Consider the following 21,984-nt stretch of genomic DNA (forward strand, 5'->3'; position numbering starts at 1 on the left):
GGCGTCCGCCCCTGCCGCCCGCCGTCGCGCCGGGGCGGACGCACCCCCGCGGACCGGTCAGTCGGGACCCTCGGTTCCCGGCCGGTACGGGAGGCCGCGGATCACCAGGTGACCGGCAGCGACTGCAGGCCGCGGAAGACCAGTTCCGGCACGTAGCTGAGCTCGGACTCGTCGACGGCGAGGCGCAGTCCCGGATACCGCTTCACCACGGATCCGATCGCGATCCGCATCTCCCGGCGGGCCAGTACCGCGCCGAGACAGAAGTGCGGTCCGTGTCCGAAGGCGAGGTGCGCGGCCGGCCCTTCGCGGGTGATGTCGAAGCGGCCGGGGTCCGGGTACACGTCGGGGTCGCGGTTGGCGGCGACGATGACCGGCAGGACCGGTTCGCCCGCCCCCAGTTCCACTCCCTCCAGGTCGACGGGCTCGGTCGTGACCCGGACCTCGGCGGAGCTGAAGAGCCTGCTGCAGCGCAGCAGTTCGTCGACCGCCGGCCCGATCAGGTCCGGCGAGGACCGCAGCAGCGCGAGTTGGTCCGGGTGGCGCAGCAGGGTCAGGAAGGAGTTGCCCAGTTGGTTCACGGTCGTCTCGTGGCCGGCGATCAGCAGGCCCTCGACGTTGGCCAGCAGTTCGGGCTCGGTGAGGTGGTCGCCCTCGTCGTTGGCGGCGACCATCGCCGAGATCAGGCCGTCGTCCGGCCGCGCCCGCTTCTCGCGCACCAGCTCGGCGAGCCATTCCTGCATCTCGCCCTGTGCGGAACGGAGTTCGTCCGGAGTGATGTTCGTGACGAACAGCCGCCTGGTCCACCTGCGGATGGCCTCCGCCTCGGAGTAGGGCACGCCGAGCAGTTCGCAGATGACCATCAGCGGCAGGGGGGCGCAGAGGCCTGTCACGAGGTCCGCGGCCGGATCCAGGGAGTCGAGGAGGGAGTCCACAACGGCCTGCACGCGCGGTTCGAGCCGATCGACCATACGTGGGCTGAACGCCTGCGACATCAGTTTGCGCACGCGGGCGTGACGCTCGCCGTCGAGGCTGGAGACCAGTAACGGGTCGCCGGCGACGGACAGTTTCAGCGGGCTGCCGGGAAGTGTGGCCGCCTCCCGGCTGAACCGGCCGTCGCTCAGGACCTGGCGCACCGCCTTGTAGGAGAGGGCGAGCCAGACGTCCGCCGGTCCCATCGCCGCGAGGACGACCGGAGCCTGCGCGAGCAGGGCTTCGGCTTCGGGCTCGTTGTCGAGGTGGTGCGCAGTAGTGAAGGGGAACGTGGCTTTCACTGCTGTCTCCTGACGTTGTGTCATGACATCCGGGTGGGCTGCTGCGGGGGGCCGTGGCGCTTCGCGGTCGTCTCGGAGCGGTGGGGGCCGAACGGTTCGACCGGCGTTGTCGGCGGCGCCGGTGGCCGGCTTCCCCCGATCCGGACACATCGCCCTGCGGAGGTTCCCCCGGGGCCGGACGACGATCGATGACGTTCTTCCGCACGGGTGCGCATGGGATCCTAGGGCGTTGTCACAGGCGGCGTCGACGGTGCCCGTGAACCCGGGACTGCCGGGGGGGCTCGGGGCGTGCGCGGCCTCACCCGTCCCGTCGATGGGGTTCACCTGCGGATTCGTGGCAACGCCCGCCGGTGGACGGTGCGTTCGGGTGGTCCGCGGGATAGCTCGCGTTTCACGGAACGGGACGGATTCCGCCACCGTGCCTTTTTCGTGCGGGCATATGACGATGTGGTGTGCCTCGTTTGAGACAGCCTTGGTCTGCCCTATGGCGACGGCGTGATGTTGCTGCCATGCTCATTTCCGCGGTGGGACGATCATCATCTCGACCCCTGCGCTCAGCTCACCAGTGCACCTTCCTCGAAGAGCGTGGCCGATGCCGCCGTGGTCGAGGACCGCTCCACTGATCCAGGCACCTGAAGCGCGGTCGAGTCCCGGGTTCGGATACCACCGGGTCGCCGGGCTGCCCACGCGCTCGATGTTCCGGCCGCCTTCGCGCGGCCGGGACCGCACCATCGGGACTGCTACTGAAACACCCCCCCGCCTTCCGTCTTTTCCCGGCTCACGAGGTGTCGATGTGATGCGCTTCCCCCTGGATTCGGACACCCACCGTGTCGCTGTCGTCGGAATGGCGGGCAGGCTGCCGAAAGCCCCGGATCCGGAGGCCTTCTGGCGACTGCTGTGCGACGGGGCCGACGCGATCACCGCGCCGCCCGCGGGCCGGCAGGGCGTACGGCACGGCGGCTACCTGGACCGGGTGGACGGCTTCGACGCGGCGTTCTTCGGGGTGTCCCCGCGCGAGGCCGCCGGCATGGACCCGCAGCAGCGGCTCATGCTCGAACTCGCCTGGGAGGCACTGGAGGACGCCCGGATCGTGCCGGGCACGCTGACGGGCGGACCGACGGGAGTGTTCGTCGGCTCGATGTGGGAGGACTACACGTCCCTGGCCTATCCCGGCCACATCACCCCGCACACGCTGACCGGCACCAGCCGGGGCGTCATCGCCAACCGGGTCTCGCACTTCCTCGGCGTGCGCGGACCGAGCATGACGGTCGACACGGCCCAGTCCTCGGCGCTGGTCGCGGTGCACCTGGCGGTCGAGAGCCTGCGCCGCGGCGAGTCGGCGCTCGCCCTGGCCGGCGGGGTGAACCTCAACCTGACCGCCGCCCGCGAGGAGGGCGCGGTGGAGTTCGGCGGCCTGTCCCCGGACGACCGCTGCTTCACCTTCGACGCCCGGGCCAACGGCTTCGTCCGCGGCGAGGGCGGCGCCTTCCTCGTCCTGAAGCTGCTGGACCGCGCCCTGGCCGACGGGGACCGCGTCTACGGCGTGATCCGGGGCAGCGCGGTCAACAACGACGGCGCCACCCGGAGCCTGACCGTGCCCAGCGCACAGGCCCAGGAACAGGTCATCCGCGAGGCCCTGGCCCGGGCCGGCGTGCGGCCCGCGGACGTCCAGTACGTGGAACTGCACGGCACCGGGACCGCTGTCGGCGACCCCGTCGAGGCCGCCGCCCTCGCGGCGGCCTACCGGGGCGCGGCCGGGTCCGGCGGCGCCGGCGGCGAACTGCGGGTCGGATCCGCCAAGACGAACGTCGGCCACCTGGAGGGCGCCGCGGGCATCGTCGGTCTGCTCAAGGCCGTCCTCAGCGTGCACCACCGCGCACTGCCGCCGAGCCTGAACCACGAGACTCCCAACCCCGCCATCCCGCTCGACGCACTGTCGCTGCGGGTCCAGACCGCCCTGACGCCCTGGCCGCGGCCGGAGGGGCCGCTGCTCGCCGGCGTCTCGTCGTTCGGCATGGGCGGCACCAACGCGCACGTGATCGTCGAGCAGGCGCCCGACGCGGCCGCGCCACCGGTCCGGCGGCCCGCCCCCGGAACGCTGCCGGTGCCGTGGATCGTCACGGCGCGGACCAAGCAGGCGCTGCGGGCGCAGATCGGGCGGCTGCGCGAGCACGTGCGCAGCCGCCCGGACCTCACCGGCGCCGAGGTCGCCCACGCGCTGGCCACCACCAGGACCCGCTTCGCGCACCGCGCCGTCCTGCTCGACGCGGTCCAGGTCGCCGCCGACCGGGCCGGTACCCCGGGCCGCACCGTCTTCGTGTTCCCCGGCCAGGGCGCGCAGTGGGTCGGCATGGGCCGCGAGCTGTACGACGCGTACCCCGTCTTCCGGGCCGCCGTGGACGAGTGCGCCCGGGCCCTCGCCCCGTACACCGACTGGTCCCTGGCCGACGTCCTGGACGGCGCCCCGCTCGACCGCGTCGACGTCGTGCAGCCCGCCCTCTTCGCGGTGATGGTCTCACTGGCGGCACTGTGGCGCTCCTTCGGCGTCGAGCCGGACGCGGTGGTCGGGCACTCGCAGGGCGAGATCGCCGCGGCGTACGTCGCGGGCGCGCTGTCACTGGACGACGCGGCCCGGACGGTGGCCCTGCGCAGCCGCGCGCTGGTGGCGCTGACCGGCCGCGGCGGCATGGTGTCCGTGGCCCTGTCCGCCGGCCGGGCCGAGGAGTACGTGTCCCGCTGGGGCGGCGCGCTGACGGTCGCCGTGGTCAACGCCGCGGGCTCGGTCGTGGTGTCCGGCGACACCCGGGCCCTGTCCGAACTGGTCGGGTCCTGCGCGGCGGACGGTGTCCGCACCCGCGTCGTCCCGGTGGACTACGCCTCCCACTCCGCGCACGTCGAGGCGATCCGCGAGAAGCTGCACGCCGAGCTGGACGGTGTGCGGCCGCGGCGGGGCGGCATCCCGTACTACTCCGCGGTCACCGGCGGCCTCGTCGACGACACCACGGCGCTCGACGCCGGCTACTGGTACCGCAACCTGCGCGAGCCGGTCCGTTTCGACCTGGCCACCGACGCGCTGCTGGCGGACGGGTACGGCGTCGTGGTGGAGGTCAGCCCGCACCCGGTGCTGCTGCCCGCCCTCGAACAGGGCCTGGACCGGGTGCGGGAGCGGACCGGCGGGCCCGGCGTCGCCACCGGCACGCTGGCCCGTGACCGGGGCGGCCCGGACGTCCTCCTGACCGCGCTGGCCCGGCTGTTCGTGGCCGGCGTGCCCGTCGACTGGTCCCCGGCCGTCGCCGGGGCCGCGCCGGTCGACCTGCCCACGTACGCCTTCCAGCGCCGTTCGTACTGGCTGCCCGGGGCGACCGCGGGGCAGGGCGGAGGGATCCCGGCCGGCCCGGGGACGCCCACCGCGGAGCACACCGCGCCCGCCCGGCCGGCCGACGGCCCGGAGGGCTCCGGCACCCGGGCGGGCGGCCCGGACGCCGACGGTGCGGACGCGTACGGCGGGGACACGTACGGCCCGGACGCCCCCGGTGCGGACGCGCACGACCCCGAGGCCGTCGACCCGGTCGACCCGGCGGCCCTGGTCACCGCGCAGATCGCGCTCGTGCTGGGCCACGAGAACCCCGCGGACATCGATCCCGCGCTCACCTTCAAGGACCTCGGCTTCGACTCGGTCACCGGGCTCGAACTGCGCAACCGCCTGGCCGGCGCCCTGGACCGGCGGCTCCCCTCCGGTCTCGTCTTCGACCACCCGACGCCGGCGGAGCTGATCGACTGGCTGCGCACCGGCACCGGCACGGACACCGGTGACCGCCCGGTCCCCGCCGCGCGGACGCCCCAGGACGACCCGGTCGTCATCGTGGGGATGGGCTGCCGCTTCCCCGGCGGGGTGGCCTCGCCGGACGACCTCTGGCGCCTGGTCGCGGACGGCGTGGACGCGATCGGCGACTTCCCGGACGACCGCGGCTGGGACCTGGGCGGCCTGTACGACCCGGACCTGCGCGGCGCGGGCACCACGTACACCACCCGGGGCGGGTTCCTGGAGGCGGTTTCCGGCTTCGACGCCCCGTTCTTCGGCATCTCGCCCCGCGAGGCGCTCGCCATGGACCCGCAGCAGCGGCTCGTGCTGGAGACGGCCTGGGAGACCTTCGAGCACGCCGGGATCGACCCGGCCGCGCTGCGCGGCAGCCGGACCGGCGTGTTCACCGGCCTCTGGTCGTCCGGCTACGCGACCGGGCCGGGCCTGCCGGAGGACCTGGAGGGCTACCTGCTCACCGGCGGCGCGACCAGCGTCACCTCCGGCCGGGTCGCCTACCACCTCGGGCTGCGCGGTCCGGCGCTGTCCGTGGACACCGCCTGCTCGTCGTCCCTGGTCGCCGTGCACCTGGCCGCCCAGGCCCTGCGCGCGGGCGAGTGCTCGCTGGCGCTCGCCGGCGGCGTCACGGTCATGGCGACACCGCTGGGCTTCACGGAGTTCTCCCGCCATCGCGGCCTCGCGGCGGACGGCCGCAGCAAGCCCTTCGCCGCCGCGGCCGACGGCACCAGCTGGGCCGAGGGCGCGGGGCTGGTGCTGCTGGAGCGGCTGTCGGACGCCCGCCGCAACGGTCACCGGGTGCTGGCGGTCGTCGCCGGAAGCGCGGTCAACCAGGACGGCGCTTCCAACGGCCTGACCGCGCCCAACGGCCCCTCCCAGGAACGCGTCGTCCGGCAGGCCCTGGCGAACGCCGGGCTGGAGCCGTCCGAGGTGGACGCGGTGGAGGCGCACGGCACCGGCACCACCCTGGGCGACCCCATCGAGGCCCACGCCCTGCTGGCCGCCTACGGCCGGGACCGCGACGAGCCGCTGTGGCTGGGGTCGGTGAAGTCCAACATCGGCCACACCCAGGCGGCGGCCGGCGTCGCGGGCCTGATCAAGACGGTGATGGCGATGCGGCACGGCGAACTGCCGCGGACCCTGCACGTCGACGCCCCCTCCCCGCACGTCGACTGGTCCTCCGGCGGCATCCGGCTGCTCACCGAGTCCCGGCCCTGGCCGGACCGCGGGCACCCGCGCCGGGCCGGCGTCTCGGCGTTCGGCATCAGTGGCACCAACGCCCACGTGATCGTCGAGCAGTCCTCCGAGCCGGACCCCGGCCGCCTTCCCGACCCCGGGGTCCCGGCCGCCCCCACCGTCTGGCTGCTGTCCGCGAGGACCGGGGCCGCGCTGCGCGCCCAGGCCGAGCGGCTGCACGCGTACGCGACCGCCCACCCCGAGGTCCCGGCCGCCGCGATCAGCCGCGCACTGGCCGCCCGCACCCGGTTCGAGCACCGGGCCGCGGTGACCGGCGCCGACCGCGAGGACCTGCTGTCCGGCCTGGCCGCGCTCGGGCCGGCCGGGCCGGGACCCGCGGTACCGGCGGCCCGTACCGGCGGGACCGTGTTCGTCTTCCCCGGACAGGGGGCGCAGTGGGCGGGCATGGGCCGTGACCTGTACGAGCAGTCCGAGGTCTTCCGGGCCGGCATCGACGCCTGCGCCGCCGCCCTGGCCCCGTACACCGACTGGTCGCTGGTCGACGAGCTGCGCGACGGTCCGCTCGACCGCGTCGACGTGGTGCAGCCGGCCCTGTTCGCCGTCATGGTGGCGCTGGCCGACCTCTGGCGGGCCCACGGCGTGCGGCCGGACGCCGTGGTCGGGCACTCGCAGGCGGAGATCGCCGCCGCGTACGTCGTCGGCGCGCTGTCACTGCCGGACGCCGCCAAGGTCGTGGCACTGAGGTCCCGGGCGCTGGCCGCCATCGCCGGACGGGGCGGCATGGTCTCCCTGGCGCTGTCCGCAGAACAGGCCGACGGCTACCTGACCCGCTGGGGCGAGCGGCTGACCACCGCCGTGGTGAACGGACCCGCGGCGGTCGTGGTGTCCGGCGGCCCCGACGTGCTGGACGAACTGCTGGCCGCCTGCGAGGCCGACGGCGTCCGGGCCCGCCGTCTGCCGGTCGACTACGCCGCCCACTCGGCGCAGGTCGAGGCGGTCCGCGAGCAGCTGCTCACCGACCTCGCCGGCATCGAGCCGAGGACCGCCGACGTCCCCTTCTACTCCACCGTCACCGCGGGACCGATGGACACCGCCGGGCTCGACGCCGGCTACTGGTACCGCAACCTCCGCGAGCCCGTGCGGTTCGACCTGGCCACCGCCCGGCTCACCGCCGACGGCCACGACCTGTTCGTCGAGGTGGGCCCGCACCCGGTGCTGGTGCCCGCGCTGGACGTCGCCGCCACCGGAACCCTGCGCCGCGGTCACGGCGGCCTCACCGAGTTCCTCGCCGCGGCCGGACGCCTGCACGCCGCCGGCACGGAGGTCGACTGGGCTCCGGTCCTGCCCCGCACCGCACCCCGGGCGGACCTGCCCACGTACGCCTTCCAGCGCGAGAGCTACTGGGTGACCCCGACTCCGCCGGCGCCCCGTGACGACTGGCGTTACGAGGTGGCGTGGGCCCCGGTGGGCGGTACCGCGGCCCCGGTGGATCCGGCCCGCTGGCTGGTCCTGGCCGCGGCCGGGCACCCGTGGGCCGAGGCCCTGCGCGAACGGGGCTTCACGGTGGCCGACGGCCGGGGGGCGACCGGCCTCCAGGACGCCGCCGCCGGGTGGGACGCGGTCGCCGCCGGGGACGCCCGGCCGTGGCCGGACGGAGTGCTGTCGCTGCTGGCGCTGGACGAGGAACCGCACCCCGACCACCCGGTGCTCCCGGCGGGCCTGGTCCGCACCCTGGACCTGGTCCGCACCCTGGACCCGGTACGGACTGCGGACCAGGCACGGACAGCGGCCGTCCCGCTGTGGTGCGCGACCAGCGGCGCCGTGAGCACCTCGGGCACCGACCCGGTCACCAGCCCGGCCCAGGCCCTGACCTGGGGCACCGGCGCGTCCGCCGCACTGGAGTTCCCGGACGGCTGGGGCGGCCTGGTCGACCTGCCCGCCGTGCCCGACGAGGAGAGCGTGAACGCGCTGCTCGTCGTCCTCGCCGGCACGGGCGAGGACCAGGTGGCGGTCCGCGGCCCCCGGCGCTTCGCCAAGCGGCTGCGCCGCAGGGCCCCCTCGGGCCCGGCCGCACGGCAGTGGCGGCCCCGGGGCACGGTGCTGGTCACCGGGGGCACCGGCGCCCTCGGCGGACACGTGGCCCGCCGCCTCGCGCGGCAGGGCGCGGAGCACATCGTGCTCGCCTCCCGCCGCGGCCCCGACGCACCCGGCGCGGCCGGCCTGCGCGGGGAACTGGAGGCGGCAGGGGCACGGGTGACCGTGGCGGCGTGCGACGTGGCCGACCGGGACGCCCTGCGGGACCTCGTCGAGCGCGTCGGCCCCGTCCGCGCGGTCTTCCACACCGCCGGCGCGATCCGGGCGACCAGGCTGGCCGACACGACACCGGCGGAGTTCGCCGAGGTCGTGTCCGCCAAGGTCACCGGGGCGGCGAACCTGGCGGAACTCCTGCCGGAGCTCGACGCCTTCGTCCTGTTCTCCTCCACCGCGGGCGTCTGGGGCGACGGTCACGGCGCGGCCTACGCCGCCGGCAACGCCTTCCTCGACGCCCTGGCCGCGGAGCACCGCGCCCGGGGCCGCGCCACCACCTCCGTCGCCTGGGGCATCTGGGCCGAGGGCGGCATGGCGGCCCTGGAGCCCGTGCAGCGCCAGCGCACCCTGCTCGGTCTCGCCGAGCTGGACCCGGGCCGGGCCCTGGACGCGCTGCAGGACGTCCTCGACCACGACGAGGCCCTCGCCGTGGTCACCGAGGCCGACTGGGCGCAGTTCGCCCGCGCCTACACCCACGCGCGGCCGAGCCGCCTGCTGCGGGACCTGCCCGGGGCCCACGGCCGGCCACCGGCCCCCCGGCCCGCGCCCCCCGCCGTCGGCACCGACCTGCTGGAGCTGATCACCACCCAGGCCGCCGGAGTGGTGGGGCACACCGCCCCCGAGCGGCTCGACCCCCGGCAGGCGTTCAGGGACCTGGGCTTCGACTCCCTGACCGCCGTGGAACTGCGCAACCGACTGTCCGCCGCGCTCGGGGTGAAACTGCCCGCCACCCTCGTCTTCGACCACCCCACCCCGGCCCGGCTGGCCGCCCACCTGTCCGGCGGGTCCGCCGAACCGGACGCGCCGCGGGCCCCGGCCCCGGCCACGGCGGACGAGCCGGTCGCGGTCATCGGCATGGGCTGCCGCTTCCCCGGCGGCGTCGGCACCCCGGAGGACCTCTGGCGGCTGGTCGCGGACGGCGTGGACGCGGTCGGCGACTTCCCGGCCGACCGGGGGTGGGACCTCGACCGCCTGTACGACCCGACAGGAGAACGCCCCCGCACGTCGAGCACCTCCCGGGGCGGCTTCCTCGACGCCGCCGGCGACTTCGACGCGGCGTTCTTCGGCATCTCGCCCCGCGAGGCGCTGGCGATGGACCCGCAGCAGCGCATCCTGCTGGAGACCGCCTGGGAGACCATCGAGTACGCCGGGATCGACCCGACCGCGCTGGAGGGCACACCCACCGGTGTGTTCACCGGCCTCTGGTCCACCGGCTACGCCACCGGGCCGCTCCCCGACGACCTGGAGGGCTACCAGGTCACCGGCACCGCGTCGAGCGTGGGGTCCGGTCGGCTGGCCTACCAGCTGGGCCTGCTCGGCCCGGCGCTGTCCCTGGACACCGGCTGCTCGTCGTCCCTGGTGGCCCTGCACCTGGGCGCCCAGGCGCTGCGCTCGGGGGAGTGCTCCCTCGCCCTGGTCGGCGGCGTCACCGTCAACGCGGCGCCCACGCTGTTCACCGAGATGTCCCGGCAGGGGGCGAGCGCGCCCGACGGCCGCAGCAAGGCCTTCGCCGCCGCGGCCGACGGGGCGGGCTGGGCCGAGGGCGCGGGCCTGCTGCTGCTGGAGCGCCTCTCCGACGCCCGCCGCAACGGTCACGAGGTGCTGGCGGTCGTCCGGGGCTCCGCCACCAACCAGGACGGGGCGTCGAACGGGCTGACCGCGCCGAACGGTCCGTCGCAGGAGCGGGTGATCCGTCAGGCGCTCGCGAACGCGGGCCTCTCGACGGCGGACGTGGACGCGGTGGAGGCGCACGGCACCGGGACGACGCTCGGTGATCCGATCGAGGCGCAGGCGCTGCTGGCGACGTACGGTCAGGGGCGGGACGAGCCCCTGTGGCTGGGGTCGGTGAAGTCGAACATCGGCCACACCCAGGCCGCCGCCGGCGCGGCCGGCCTGATCAAGATGGTCATGGCGATGCGGCACGGCGAACTGCCGCGGACCCTGCACGTGGACGCGCCGACCCCGCACGTCGACTGGGAGTCCGGGACCGTCCGGCTGCTCACCGAGCCGGTCGCCTGGCCCGGGACCGGTCGACCGCGGCGGGCCGCCGTCTCGGCCTTCGGCATCAGCGGCACCAACGCCCACGTGATCCTCGAACAGCCCGCCGCGGCCGACTCCGCCGCGCCCGCTCCCCGGGGCCGCGCGGACGACCGGGTCCTCTGGCCGCTGTCGGCGAAGTCGGAGCCGGCGTTGCGGGAGCAGGCGCGGCGGCTGGGGGCGTTCGTCGCGGCGTGTCCGGAGGTGGGTGCGGCGGCGGTCGGGGGTGCTCTGGCCGCGCGCACGGTGTTCGAGCACCGGGCGGTGGTGGTGGGTGACGCCGGGGCTTTGGGGGCTCTGGCGGAGGGGCGGTCGGTGCCGGGTCTGGTGACGGGTGTGGCCGGTGCGGTGGGCCGGTCGGTGTTCGTGTTTCCGGGGCAGGGTGCGCAGTGGGTGGGGATGGGTGGGGAGTTGTACGTCTCGGAGCCGGTGTTCCGGGAGGTGGTGGATGCGTGTGATGCGGCGTTGGCGCCGTTCACGGACTGGTCGTTGGTGGAGGTGTTGACGGGTGGGGGTTCGCTGGAGCGGGTGGATGTGGTGCAGCCGGCGCTGTTCGGGGTGATGGTGGCTTTGGCGGCGTTGTGGCGTGCCCATGGTGTGGAGCCGGATGCGGTGGTGGGGCATTCGCAGGGGGAGATCGCGGCGGCGTGCGTGGTGGGGGCGTTGTCGTTGGAGGATGCTGCGAAGGTGGTGGCTCTGCGGAGCCGGGCCCTGGTGGCCCTGGCCGGACAGGGCGGCATGGTCTCGGTCGCGCTGTCCGCCGACGCCGCCGCCGGCTACCTGCGCCCGTGGGGCGACCGGATCACCGTCGCGGTGGTCAACTCCGCCACCACCGTCGTCGTGTCCGGCGAGCCCGCGGCCCTGGACGAACTGCTGGCGGCCTGTGCCGGGGACGGCATCCGGGCCCGCCGTCTGCCGGTCGACTACGCCGCCCACTCGGCCCAGGTCGAGGCGGTCCGCGAGCAGCTGCTCACCGACCTCGCCGGCATCGAGCCGAGGACCGCGGCGATCCCCTTCTACTCCACCGTCACCGCCGAACCGGTCGACACCGCCGGGCTCGACGCCGGCTACTGGTACCGCAACCTCCGCGAGCCCGTGCGGTTCGACCTGGCCACCGCCCGGCTCGCCGCCGACGGCCACGAGGTGTTCGTGGAGGTCAGCCCGCACCCGGTGCTGGTGCACGACCTCGACGGCGTGGTGACCGGCACCCTGCGCCGCGACCACGGCGCCCTCGGGGAGTTCCACACCGCCCTGGCCCGGCTCCACGTCCGCGGCGTCGCCGTGACCTGGCCGCACGACCGCCCGCACGGCGTCAGGCTGCCGCGCTACGCCTTCCAGCGCGGCACCTACTGGCTCACCCCCGCGTCCGGCGGCCACGGCACCGGGCACCCGCTGGCCGGCACCACCGTCGAACTCCCCGACGGGAGCACCGTGCACAGCGGCCGGGTCTCCACCCGCACCCACCCCTGGCTGGCCGACCACGCCGTCGATGGCACGGTCCTGCTGCCGGGCACCGCCTTCCTCGAACTCGCCACCCTGGCCGGGGGGACCCTTGAGGACCTCGTCCTGCACCTGCCGCTCGCGCTCTCGGAGACGCCCACGGACCTCCAGGTCTCGGTCGGCCCCCCGGACGACGACGGCCGCAGCCCGGTCACCGTGCACTCCAGGGGCGGCGACGGCTGGGTCCGTCACGCGTCCGGAACCCTCGGCGGCCGGGTGCCGGCCGGCCGGCTCGACCGGCCCGGGACGGACGCCGAACCCGTGGACCCCGAAGGGTTCTACGCCTTCCTCGCCGGGCTCGGGTACCAGTACGGACCCGCGTTCCGGGGCGTCCGGGCGCTCTGGCGGGGCGAGGACGACCTGTACGCCGAGGTGTCCGTCCCCGACGGCGCCGGCTTCGGCATCCACCCCGCGCTCCTGGACGCCGCGCTCCAGCCGCTGATCCTGTTCAGCCCCGACACCCGGGTCCGGCTGCCGTTCTCCTTCTCCGGCGTCGCCGTGCACACCACCGGTGTGTCGTCCGCCCGGGTCCACCTGGCCCGCACGGGCGCCGGCACCTACCGCGCCACGCTCACCGACCTGTCCGGCAATCCCGTCGCGGACATCACCGAGCTGACCGTCCGGCCGGCCGCGGGGGCCCGGGCCGCGGTGCTGCACACCCGGTGGGTGCCCCACACCGAGGGCGCACCGACCGAGGTGGTGCCGAGCCCGGTGCTCGCCGCGGACGCCGACGCGGACTCCGTGCACGCCCTCGTCCAGCGGGCCCGCGCGCTCGTCCAGGAGTTCCTGGCCGGGCAGCCGGAGCGGGCGGGCGCACGCCTGGCCGTCCTCACCCGCGGCGTGGCCGGCGCGGCCGTGCGCGGCCTGGTCCGCAGCGCCGCCGCCGAGCACCCCGGCCGGTTCGTCCTGGTCGACCTGGGCGACGCGTCCGAGGAGGACGCCGTCCGGGCCGCCACGACGGCCGGCGACGAACCCGAACTCGCCCTGCGCCGGGAGGGCGTCCTCGTACCGCGGCAGGCCGGGTACGTGCCGGAACTGACCGCCCCCGACGGCGCGTACGGGCTCGGCGAGTCCGGCACCGGGCAGCTGGACGACCTGGCCCTGCTGCCCCGGCCGGAGGCCGCGCTGGAACCCGGACAGGTACGGGTCGCGGTCCGCGCGGCCGGCCTGAACTTCCGCGACGTGCTCATCACCCTCGGCATGTACCCGGACCGGCCCCCGCTGGGCGGCGAAGGCGCGGGCGTCGTCCTCGAAACCGGCCCCGACTCACGCTTCCGGCCCGGCGACCGCGTCATGGGCCTGGTCCCCGGCGCCTTCGGACCGCGCGCGGTCGCGGACCAGCGGCTCCTGACCGCGATCCCCGACGGCTGGAGCTTCACCGAGGCGGCGGCGGTGCCCGTCGCGTTCACCACCGCCTGGTACGGGCTGTTCGACCTCGGTGGACTGCGCCCCGGCGACCGGGTCCTGATCCACTCCGGCGCGGGCGGTGTGGGCATGGCCGCCGTCCGGCTGGCCCTGCACGGCGGTGCGGAGGTCTTCGCCACCGCGAGCCCCGCCAAGTGGGACGCCCTGCGGGCCCTCGGCCTGGCGGACGACCACATCGGTTCGTCCCGCGACACCCGGTTCGCCGACCGGTTCCCGGCCATGGACGTCGTCCTCAACTCCCTCGCGGGGGAGCTCACCGACGCCTCCCTGCGGCTGCTCGCCGACGGCGGACGGTTCGTCGAGCTGGGGAAGACGGACCTCCGGTCACCCGAGGGCCTGATCTACCGGGCCTTCGACCTCAACGACGTCGACCCCGCACGGCAGGGCGAGATCCTCTCCTCGGTCGTGGCGATGGTCGCGGACGGGACGCTGGAGCCGCTGCCGGTCACCGCCGCGGACCTGCGCCAGGCCGTTTCCTCCTTCCGGCTGATGAGCCGGGCCCGCCACACCGGCAAGATCGTCCTGACCGTTCCCCGGCCGATCGATCCCGACGGCACCGTCCTGATCACCGGCGGAACCGGCACCCTCGGCCGCGCCGTCGCCCGGCACCTGGTCTCCCGGCACGGGGTGCGGCACCTGCTGCTCGTCGGCCGCGGCGGCGGCGCGGTGCCGCCCCTGGAGCCGCAGGGCGACGTCGACGTGCGGGTGGTGGCCTGCGACGTGGCGGACCGGGACGCGCTGGCGGCCGTCCTGGACTCGGTCCCGGCCGAGCATCCGCTGACCGCCGTCGTCCACGCGGCCGGAGTGCTCGACGACACCGTCGTGGAGCGGCTGACCGCGGAGCGGCTCGACCGGGTGCTGCGTCCCAAGGTCGACGGCGCCTGGCACCTGCACGAGCTGACCCGCGGGCACGACCTCGCCGCCTTCGTGCTGTTCTCCGCGGCGGCGGGCGTCCTCGGCAACGCCGGCCAGGCCGGCTACGCGGCGGCGAACTCCTACCTCGACGCGTTCGCCGCGTACCGGCAGAGTCTCGGGCTGCCCGCCGTGTCGATGGCCTGGGGCCACTGGGAGGAGGAGAGCGGGATGACCGCCCACCTCACCGGGGCCGACCGCCGGCGTCTCGCCCGCAAGGGCATCCGCCCCATGAGCACCGAACGCGCCCTGGCCATGTTCGACACCGCGCTGGGTGCCGGGCGTCCCGCACTGACCACCGCCGACCTCGCGATGCCGCAGAACCTGCCGACGCCCAAGGCCCCCGCGTCGGACCTGCTCTCCCTGGTCGCCGCCCACACCGCCACCGTCCTCGGCCACGCCGACGCCGCCGCGATCAGCCCCGGGCTCGCCTTCCGCGATCTCGGCTTCGATTCCCTGACCTCCGTCGAGCTCCGCAACCGCCTGGCCGGCGCCACCGGTCTGCGGCTGCCCGCGACCCTCGTCTTCGACCACCCCACCCCCGCCGACCTCGCCGACCACCTCACCGCCGAACTCTCGGGTGCGGGTGCGGCTCCGGGTACGGGTGTGGCGTCGGTGGTGCCGGTGGTGGGTGCGGTGTCGTCGGATCCGGTGGTGATCGTGGGGATGGGGTGCCGGCTGCCGGGTGGGGTGGGGTCGCCGGAGGAGCTGTGGGCTCTGGTGTCGGGTGGGGTGGATGCGATCGGGGGGTTCCCGTCGGATCGTGGGTGGGACGTGGAGGGGTTGTTCCATCCGGATGCGGATCATCCCGGGACGTCGGTCACGCGGTCGGGTGGTTTCCTGGCCGACGCGGCCGGTTTCGATGCCGATTTCTTCGGGATCTCGCCGCGTGAGGCGTTGGCGATGGATCCGCAGCAGCGGGTGCTGCTGGAGACGGCGTGGGAGACGCTGGAGGACGCGGGGATCGATCCGACGTCGCTGCGGGGCAGCCGGACGGGCGTCTTCACCGGCATCTGGTCCTCCGGCTACGTCGGCAGCCCCGACCAGGCACCGCCCGACACCGAGGGCTACCTCGCCACCGGCATCTCGCCGAGCATCACCTCCGGCCGGGTCTCCTACCTGCTGGGCCTCCAGGGCCAGGCCGTGTCCGTGGACTCCGCCTGCTCCTCGTCGCTGATGGCGATCCACCTCGCCGCACAGGCGGTGCGCTCGGGGGAGTGCTCACTGGCGCTGGCCGGCGGGGTGACCGTGAGCGTGACCCCCCTGCAGTTCACGGAGTTCTCCCGCCAGCGTGCCCTGGCCCCCGACGGCCGCTGCAAGCCCTTCTCGTCGACGGCCGACGGGACGGCGTGGGGTGAGGGTGCGGGGCTGGTGCTGCTGGAGCGCCTCTCCGACGCGCGTCGCAACGGGCACCGGGTGCTGGCGGTGGTGCGGGGTTCGGCGGTGAACCAGGACGGGGCGTCGAACGGGCTGACCGCGCCGAACGGTCCGTCGCAGGAGCGGGTGATCCGTCAGGCGCTGGCGAACGCGGGCCTCTCGACGGCGGACGTGGACGCGGTGGAGGCGCACGGCACCGGGACGACGCTGGGTGATCCGATCGAGGCGCAGGCGCTGCTGGCGACGTACGGTCAGGGGCGGGACGAGCCCCTGTGGCTGGGGTCGGTGAAGTCGAACATCGGCCACACCCAGGCCGCCGCCGGTGTGGCCGGTGTGATCAAGATGGTGATGGCGATGCGGCACGGCGAACTGCCGCCCACGCTGCACGTCCAGGAGCCGACGCCGCACGTCGAGTGGGACACCGGTGACATCCGGCTGCTCACCGAGGCCCGGCCCTGGCCGGAGACGGGCCGCCCCCGCCGTGCGGGCATCTCGGCCTTCGGTGCCAGCGGCACCAACGCCCACGTCGTCATCGAGCAGTTCCCGGAGGACACCCCCGAACAGGACGCCGCGGACGACTCCGCCGAGCCCACCGTGTGGCTGCTGTCCGGCAGGACGGACGACGCCCTCCGCGCCCAGGCCCGACGGCTGGCGGACCACGTCGCCGCCCGCCCCGGACTCCGCCCGGCCGCGATCGGCCGGGCCCTCGCCACCACCCGCACCCTGCTCGCCCACCGGGCGGCCCTGGTGGGCAGCACCCGGACCGACCTCCTGGCGGAACTCGCCGCCCTCGCCGACGGGGACCCGCGCGTCATCACCGGTGTGGCCGGTTCACCGGCCCGGTCGGTGTTCGTGTTTCCGGGGCAGGGTGCGCAGTGGGTGGGGATGGGTGGGGAGTTGTACGTCTCGGAGCCGGTGTTCCGGGAGGTGGTGGATGCGTGTGATGCGGCGTTGGCGCCGTTCACGGACTGGTCGTTGGTGGAGGTGTTGACGGGTGGGGGTTCGCTGGAGCGGGTGGATGTGGTGCAGCCGGCGCTGTTCGGCGTGATGGTCGCGCTGGCGGCGCTGTGGCGTGCCCATGGTGTGGAGCCGGATGCGGTGGTGGGGCATTCACAGGGGGAGATCGCGGCGGCGTGCGTGGTGGGTGCGTTGTCGTTGGAGGACGCCGCGAAGGTGGTGGCTCTGCGCAGCCGGGCCCTGGTGGCTCTGGCCGGCCGGGGCGGGATGGTGTCGGTCGGCCTCGGGCACGAGCGGGCGGTCGGGTTCGTGGCCCGCTGGGGCGACCGGCTGACGGTCGCGGTCGTCAACTCGGCGGACAGCGTGGTGGTCTCGGGTGACCTGGACGCGCTGGAGGAGCTGCTGGCGGTCTGCGAGGCCGACGGTGTCCGGGCCCGCCGTCTGCCGGTCGACTACGCCGCCCACTCGGCCCAGGTCGAGGCGATCCGTGAGCAGCTGCTCACCGACCTCGCCGACGTCCGGCCCCGGTCCGCCGAGATTCCCTTCTACTCCACCGTCACCGCCGAACCGATGGACACCGCCGGGCTCGACGCCGGCTACTGGTACCGCAACCTCCGCGAACCCGTCCGCTTCGACCTCGCCGTCGAGGGCCTCGCGCAGGACCGGCCCGGTGTGTTCGTGGAGGTCGGCCCGCACCCCGTCCTGGTGCCGGTGATGGACGGCCCCGCGACCGGCACCCTGCGCCGCGGCAGCGGCAGGCAGGAGTTCCACCGCGCCCTCGCCCGCCTGCACACCCGGGGCGTGGCCGTCGACTGGACACCGGTCCTCCCCGCCGGGCGCCACCACGTGCCGCTGCCGACGTACGCCTTCCAGCACCGGCCGTACTGGCTGAACCCCACCGCCGCGAAGGGCGACATGTCGGCGGCCGGACTGGACCCGGCCGGGCACCCGCTGCTCGGGGCCGTCGTCGAACTGGCCGGTGAGCAGGGCCTCCTGCTCACCGGGCGGCTCTCGACGGCCACCCGGCCGTGGCTGGCCGACCACGTCGTCCTCGGCTCGGTGCTGCTGCCCGGCACCGTGTTCGTCGAACTCGCCCTGCACGCCGGGCGGCAGGCCGGCTGCGACCTCCTGGACGAACTGGTGCTGGAAGCACCCATGATCCTGCCGGACGACGGTTCCGTGCCGGTCCAGGTCGTCGTCGGCGCACCGGACGGAACGGGCCGACGCCCTGTCACCGTGCATTCCCGGACCGGCGGCACCTGGCTGCGGCACGCCACCGGCGTGCTGGCGACCGGCGACCGCCCCCACCCCTACGACACCGGCGAGTCCTGGCAGCCGGCCGGTGAGCCCGTCGACCTGACCGGCTTCTACGACACCCTCGCCGACCAGGGCTACGAGTACGGGCCGGTGTTCGCCGGGGTGCGCGAGATCCGGCGGCAGGGTGACGAGCTCTACGCCGAGGTGGCGCTGCCCGGCGACACCCGCGACCGCTTCGGCCTCCACCCCGCGCTGCTCGACGCCGCGCTCCAGCCGCTGACCCTGCTGGCGGCCGGCCGTCTGCCGTTCTCCTTCGCCGGGGTGTCGATGCGCAAGGCCGGCTCCACGGCCCGGGTCCGCCTCACCCCCACCGGCCCGGACACCTTCCGGGTCGCGCTCGGCGACGACTCCGGGCCGCTGGCGTTGATCGAGGCCCTGACCGTGCGCCACCGGCCGCCCGGCACGGCGGCCGGCGGGACCGACCGGCTCTTCCGCCTCGACTGGGTGCCCGTCGAGAGCACCGGCGAACCCTCGGCCGTCCACCGTGTCACGCCCCCGGCGGGGGACCCCGTGGCGGCCGCGCACACCGTCGCCGCCGAGACGCTGGGCGTGCTCCAGGACTTCCTGCGCGACGGGGAGGGCCGGCTGGCCGTGGTGACCAGCGGGGCGGTCGGGCCGGACCTCGCCGACCTGCCGTCCGGCGTCGTCCGGGGCCTGGTCCGCGCGGCCCAGGCGGAACACCCCGGCCGGTTCGTCCTCGTCGACACCGACGACCGCGTCCTCGTCGCGGGGGACGAACCGGAGCTCGTCGTGCGCGACGGCGCCGCCCGTGCCGCCCGCCTGGTGCGGGCCGAAGCGGCCCCGGCACCCGGCCCGCTCGACCCGAACGGCACCGTGCTGATCACCGGCGGCACCGGAACGCTGGGCCGTCTCGTCGCCCGGCACCTGCGCGAGCGGCACGGCGTCCGGCACCTGCTCCTGCTCGGCAGGAGCGGGGCGGAGGTGGACTTCGACGCCGAGGTGGTGGCCTGCGACGTGGCGGACCGCGACGCGCTGGCGGCCGTCCTGGCCGCGATCCCGGCCGAGCGCCCGCTGACCGCGGTCGTCCACGCGGCCGGGGTGCTCGACGACGGCGTCGTCGAATCCCTCACTCCCGGCCGGATCGACCGGGTGCTGAGGCCCAAGGCCGACGGCGCCTGGCACCTGCACGAGCTGACGAAGGACCTCGGTCTGAGCGCGTTCGTGCTCTTCTCGTCCGCCGCCGGAGTGCTGGGCGGCCCCGGCCAGGCGAACTACGCCGCGGCGAACGCCTTCCTGGACGCCCTCGCCGTGCACCGGCGTGCCCGGGGCCTGCCGGGGGTGTCGCTGGCCTGGGGCCACTGGGCCGAGGCCAGCGGGCTGACCCGGCACCTCACCGACACCGACCGCAGGCGGCTCGCCCGCGCCGGCGTGCTGCCGATGCCCACGGACGAGGCGCTGGCCCTGTTCGACCTGTCCCTGGGCGCCGCCGAGCCCGTGCTGGTTCCCGCGCACCTCGACCTGTCGGCGGCGTCCGACCGCCCCCTGCTCAGCGGCCTCACCCGCACCCGGCCCGTCCGGCGCACGGACCGGCCGGCCCTGGGCCGGGAACTGGCGGGCCTGACCGGGCCCGAGCAGCACAGCCGCGTCCTGGAACTGGTCACCGCCCAGACGGCCGCGGTCCTCGGCCACACCGACACCGCGGCCGTCGGCGCCGAGCGGGCCTTCAAGGACCTGGGCTTCGACTCGCTGACCGCGGTGGAACTGCGCAACCGGCTCTCCGCGGTCGCCGGGGTACGGCTGCCCGCGACGATGGTCTTCGACCACCCGACCCCCGACGCGCTGGCCGGCCACCTGCGGGACCTCCTGCTCGGCGCCCGGCGCCAGGCCCCTGCCCCGCCCGTGCCGGTGGGTGCTGCGGTGTCGGGTGATCCGGTGGTGGTGGTCGGGCTGGGGGCCCGGTATCCGGGTGGGGTGGGGTCGGCGCAGGAGTTGTGGGAGGTGGTGTCGGGCGGGGTGGACGCGGTCGGGGACTTCCCGTCGGACCGCGGATGGGACGTGGGCCGCCTCTACGACCCGGCCGGTGGTCCGGGGAGGTCGTACACCCGGTGGGGCGGCTTCCTCGACTCCGCCACCGGCTTCGACGCCGACTTCTTCGGGATCTCGCCGCGTGAGGCGCTGGCGATGGATCCGCAGCAGCGGGTGCTGCTGGAGACGGTGTGGGAGACGTTCGAGGACGCGGGGATCGATCCGACGTCGCTGCGGGGCAGCCGGACGGGCGTCTTCACCGGCATCTGGGCGTCCGGCTACGGCGCCGGGGCGCAGCCGCCCGACCTGGAGGGCTACCTCTCGACCGGTACGGCGACGAGTGTGACCTCCGGGCGGGTGTCGTACCTGTTGGGGCTGGAGGGTCCGGCGGTGTCGGTGGACACGGCGTGTTCGTCGTCGCTGGTGGCGATCCATCTGGCGGCGCAGGCGCTGCGGGCGGGGGAGTGCTCGCTGGCGCTGGCCGGCGGGGTGACGGTGATGGCGACGCCGGCGGGGTTCGTGGAGTTCTCGCGGCAGCGCGGCCTGGCCCCCGACGGCCGGGTGAAGGCGTTCGCCGAGGCGGCCGACGGCACGGCCTGGGCCGAGGGAGCGGGTGTCGTGCTGCTGGAGCGGCTGTCGGACGCGCGTCGCAACGGTCACCGGGTGCTGGCGGTGGTGCGGGGTTCGGCGGTGAACCAGGACGGGGCGTCGAACGGGCTGACCGCGCCGAACGGTCCGTCGCAGGAGCGGGTGATCCGTCAGGCGCTCGCGAACGCGGGTCTCTCGACGGCGGACGTGGACGCGGTGGAGGCGCACGGCACGGGGACGACGCTGGGTGATCCGATCGAGGCGCAGGCGCTGCTGGCGACCTACGGCCGGGACCGGGTGGAGCCGTTGTGGCTGGGGTCGGTGAAGTCGAACATCGGCCACACCCAGGCGGCGGCCGGTGTGGCCGGTGTGATCAAGATGGTGATGGCGATGCGGCACGGTCAACTGCCGCCCACGCTGCACGTGGACGCGCCGACCTCGCACGTCGACTGGGAGTCCGGGAACATCCGGCTGCTCACCGAGGCCCGGCCCTGGCCCGACAACGGCCGGCTGCGTCGTGCGGGCATCTCGGCGTTCGGCATCAGCGGCACCAACGCGCACGTGATCCTGGAGGCCCCGGACCCGGCTCCGGCCGAGGAGCCCTCGTCCGGGTCGCCCGCCGCCCTCGGCCCCGCCCCCGCCGCCGCGCCCCCGGCCGTCGTGCCGGTGCCGTGGCTGCTGTCGGCCAAGTCGGACGCGGCCCTGCGCGACCAGGCCCGCAGGCTGCGCCGCTTCCTCGCCGAGCACCCCGGGGTCGCACCGGCCGAGGTCGCCGCGGACCTGGCCGCGAAGGCCCGCCTTCCGCACCGCGCGGTGCTGACGGACCCGGCCGGCCTGGACGCGCTGATCGACGGAGAGGCCGGAGTCGTCACGGGTACCGCCTCCCCCGGAAGGTCGGCGTTCGTGTTCTCGGGTCAGGGTGGTCAGTGGGTGGGGATGGGGCGTGGTCTGTATGACGTGTTCCCGGTGTTCGCGGGGGTGTTGGACGAGGTCTGTGGGTTGCTGGGGTTGTCGGTGGAGGTGTTGTTCGAGGACGGGGAGGGGGTGCTGGGGCGGACGGTGTTCACGCAGGGTGCGGTGTTCGCGTTGGAGGTGGCGTTGTTCCGATTGGTGGAGTGGTTGGGGGTGCGGCCGGATTTCGTGGTGGGGCATTCGGTGGGTGAGGTGGCGGCGGCGCATGTGGCGGGGGTGTTGTCGCTGGAGGACGCGTGTGTGCTGGTGGGTGCGCGTGGGCGGTTGATGGAGGCGTTGCCGGAGGGTGGGGCGATGGTGTCGTTGCAGGCGTCGGTGGGG

2 protein-coding genes are annotated in these 21,984 nt (G+C 75.2%); one reads left to right on the forward strand and one right to left on the reverse strand.

Annotation, left to right across the window (positions count from 1 at the left end):
* Positions 1–101 precede the first annotated feature (101 nt).
* Positions 102–1,271 carry a cytochrome P450 gene (locus ACFCX4_RS19415; RefSeq protein ID WP_376143979.1) on the reverse strand — a complete coding sequence of 390 codons (1,170 nt, stop codon included), beginning with the start codon at positions 1,269–1,271 and terminating at the stop codon, positions 102–104.
* Between the two features lie 796 nt (positions 1,272–2,067).
* On the opposite strand from ACFCX4_RS19415, the gene ACFCX4_RS19420 reads away from it, so the two are divergent.
* A partial coding sequence (locus ACFCX4_RS19420; protein WP_376143981.1) for an SDR family NAD(P)-dependent oxidoreductase occupies positions 2,068–21,984 on the forward strand: 19,917 nt, incomplete at its 3' end.

Origin of the sequence: Kitasatospora sp. NPDC056327 (assembly GCF_042261735.1) — a bacterium.
In the GTDB taxonomy this organism is placed as follows: Bacteria; Actinomycetota; Actinomycetes; order Streptomycetales; family Streptomycetaceae; genus Kitasatospora.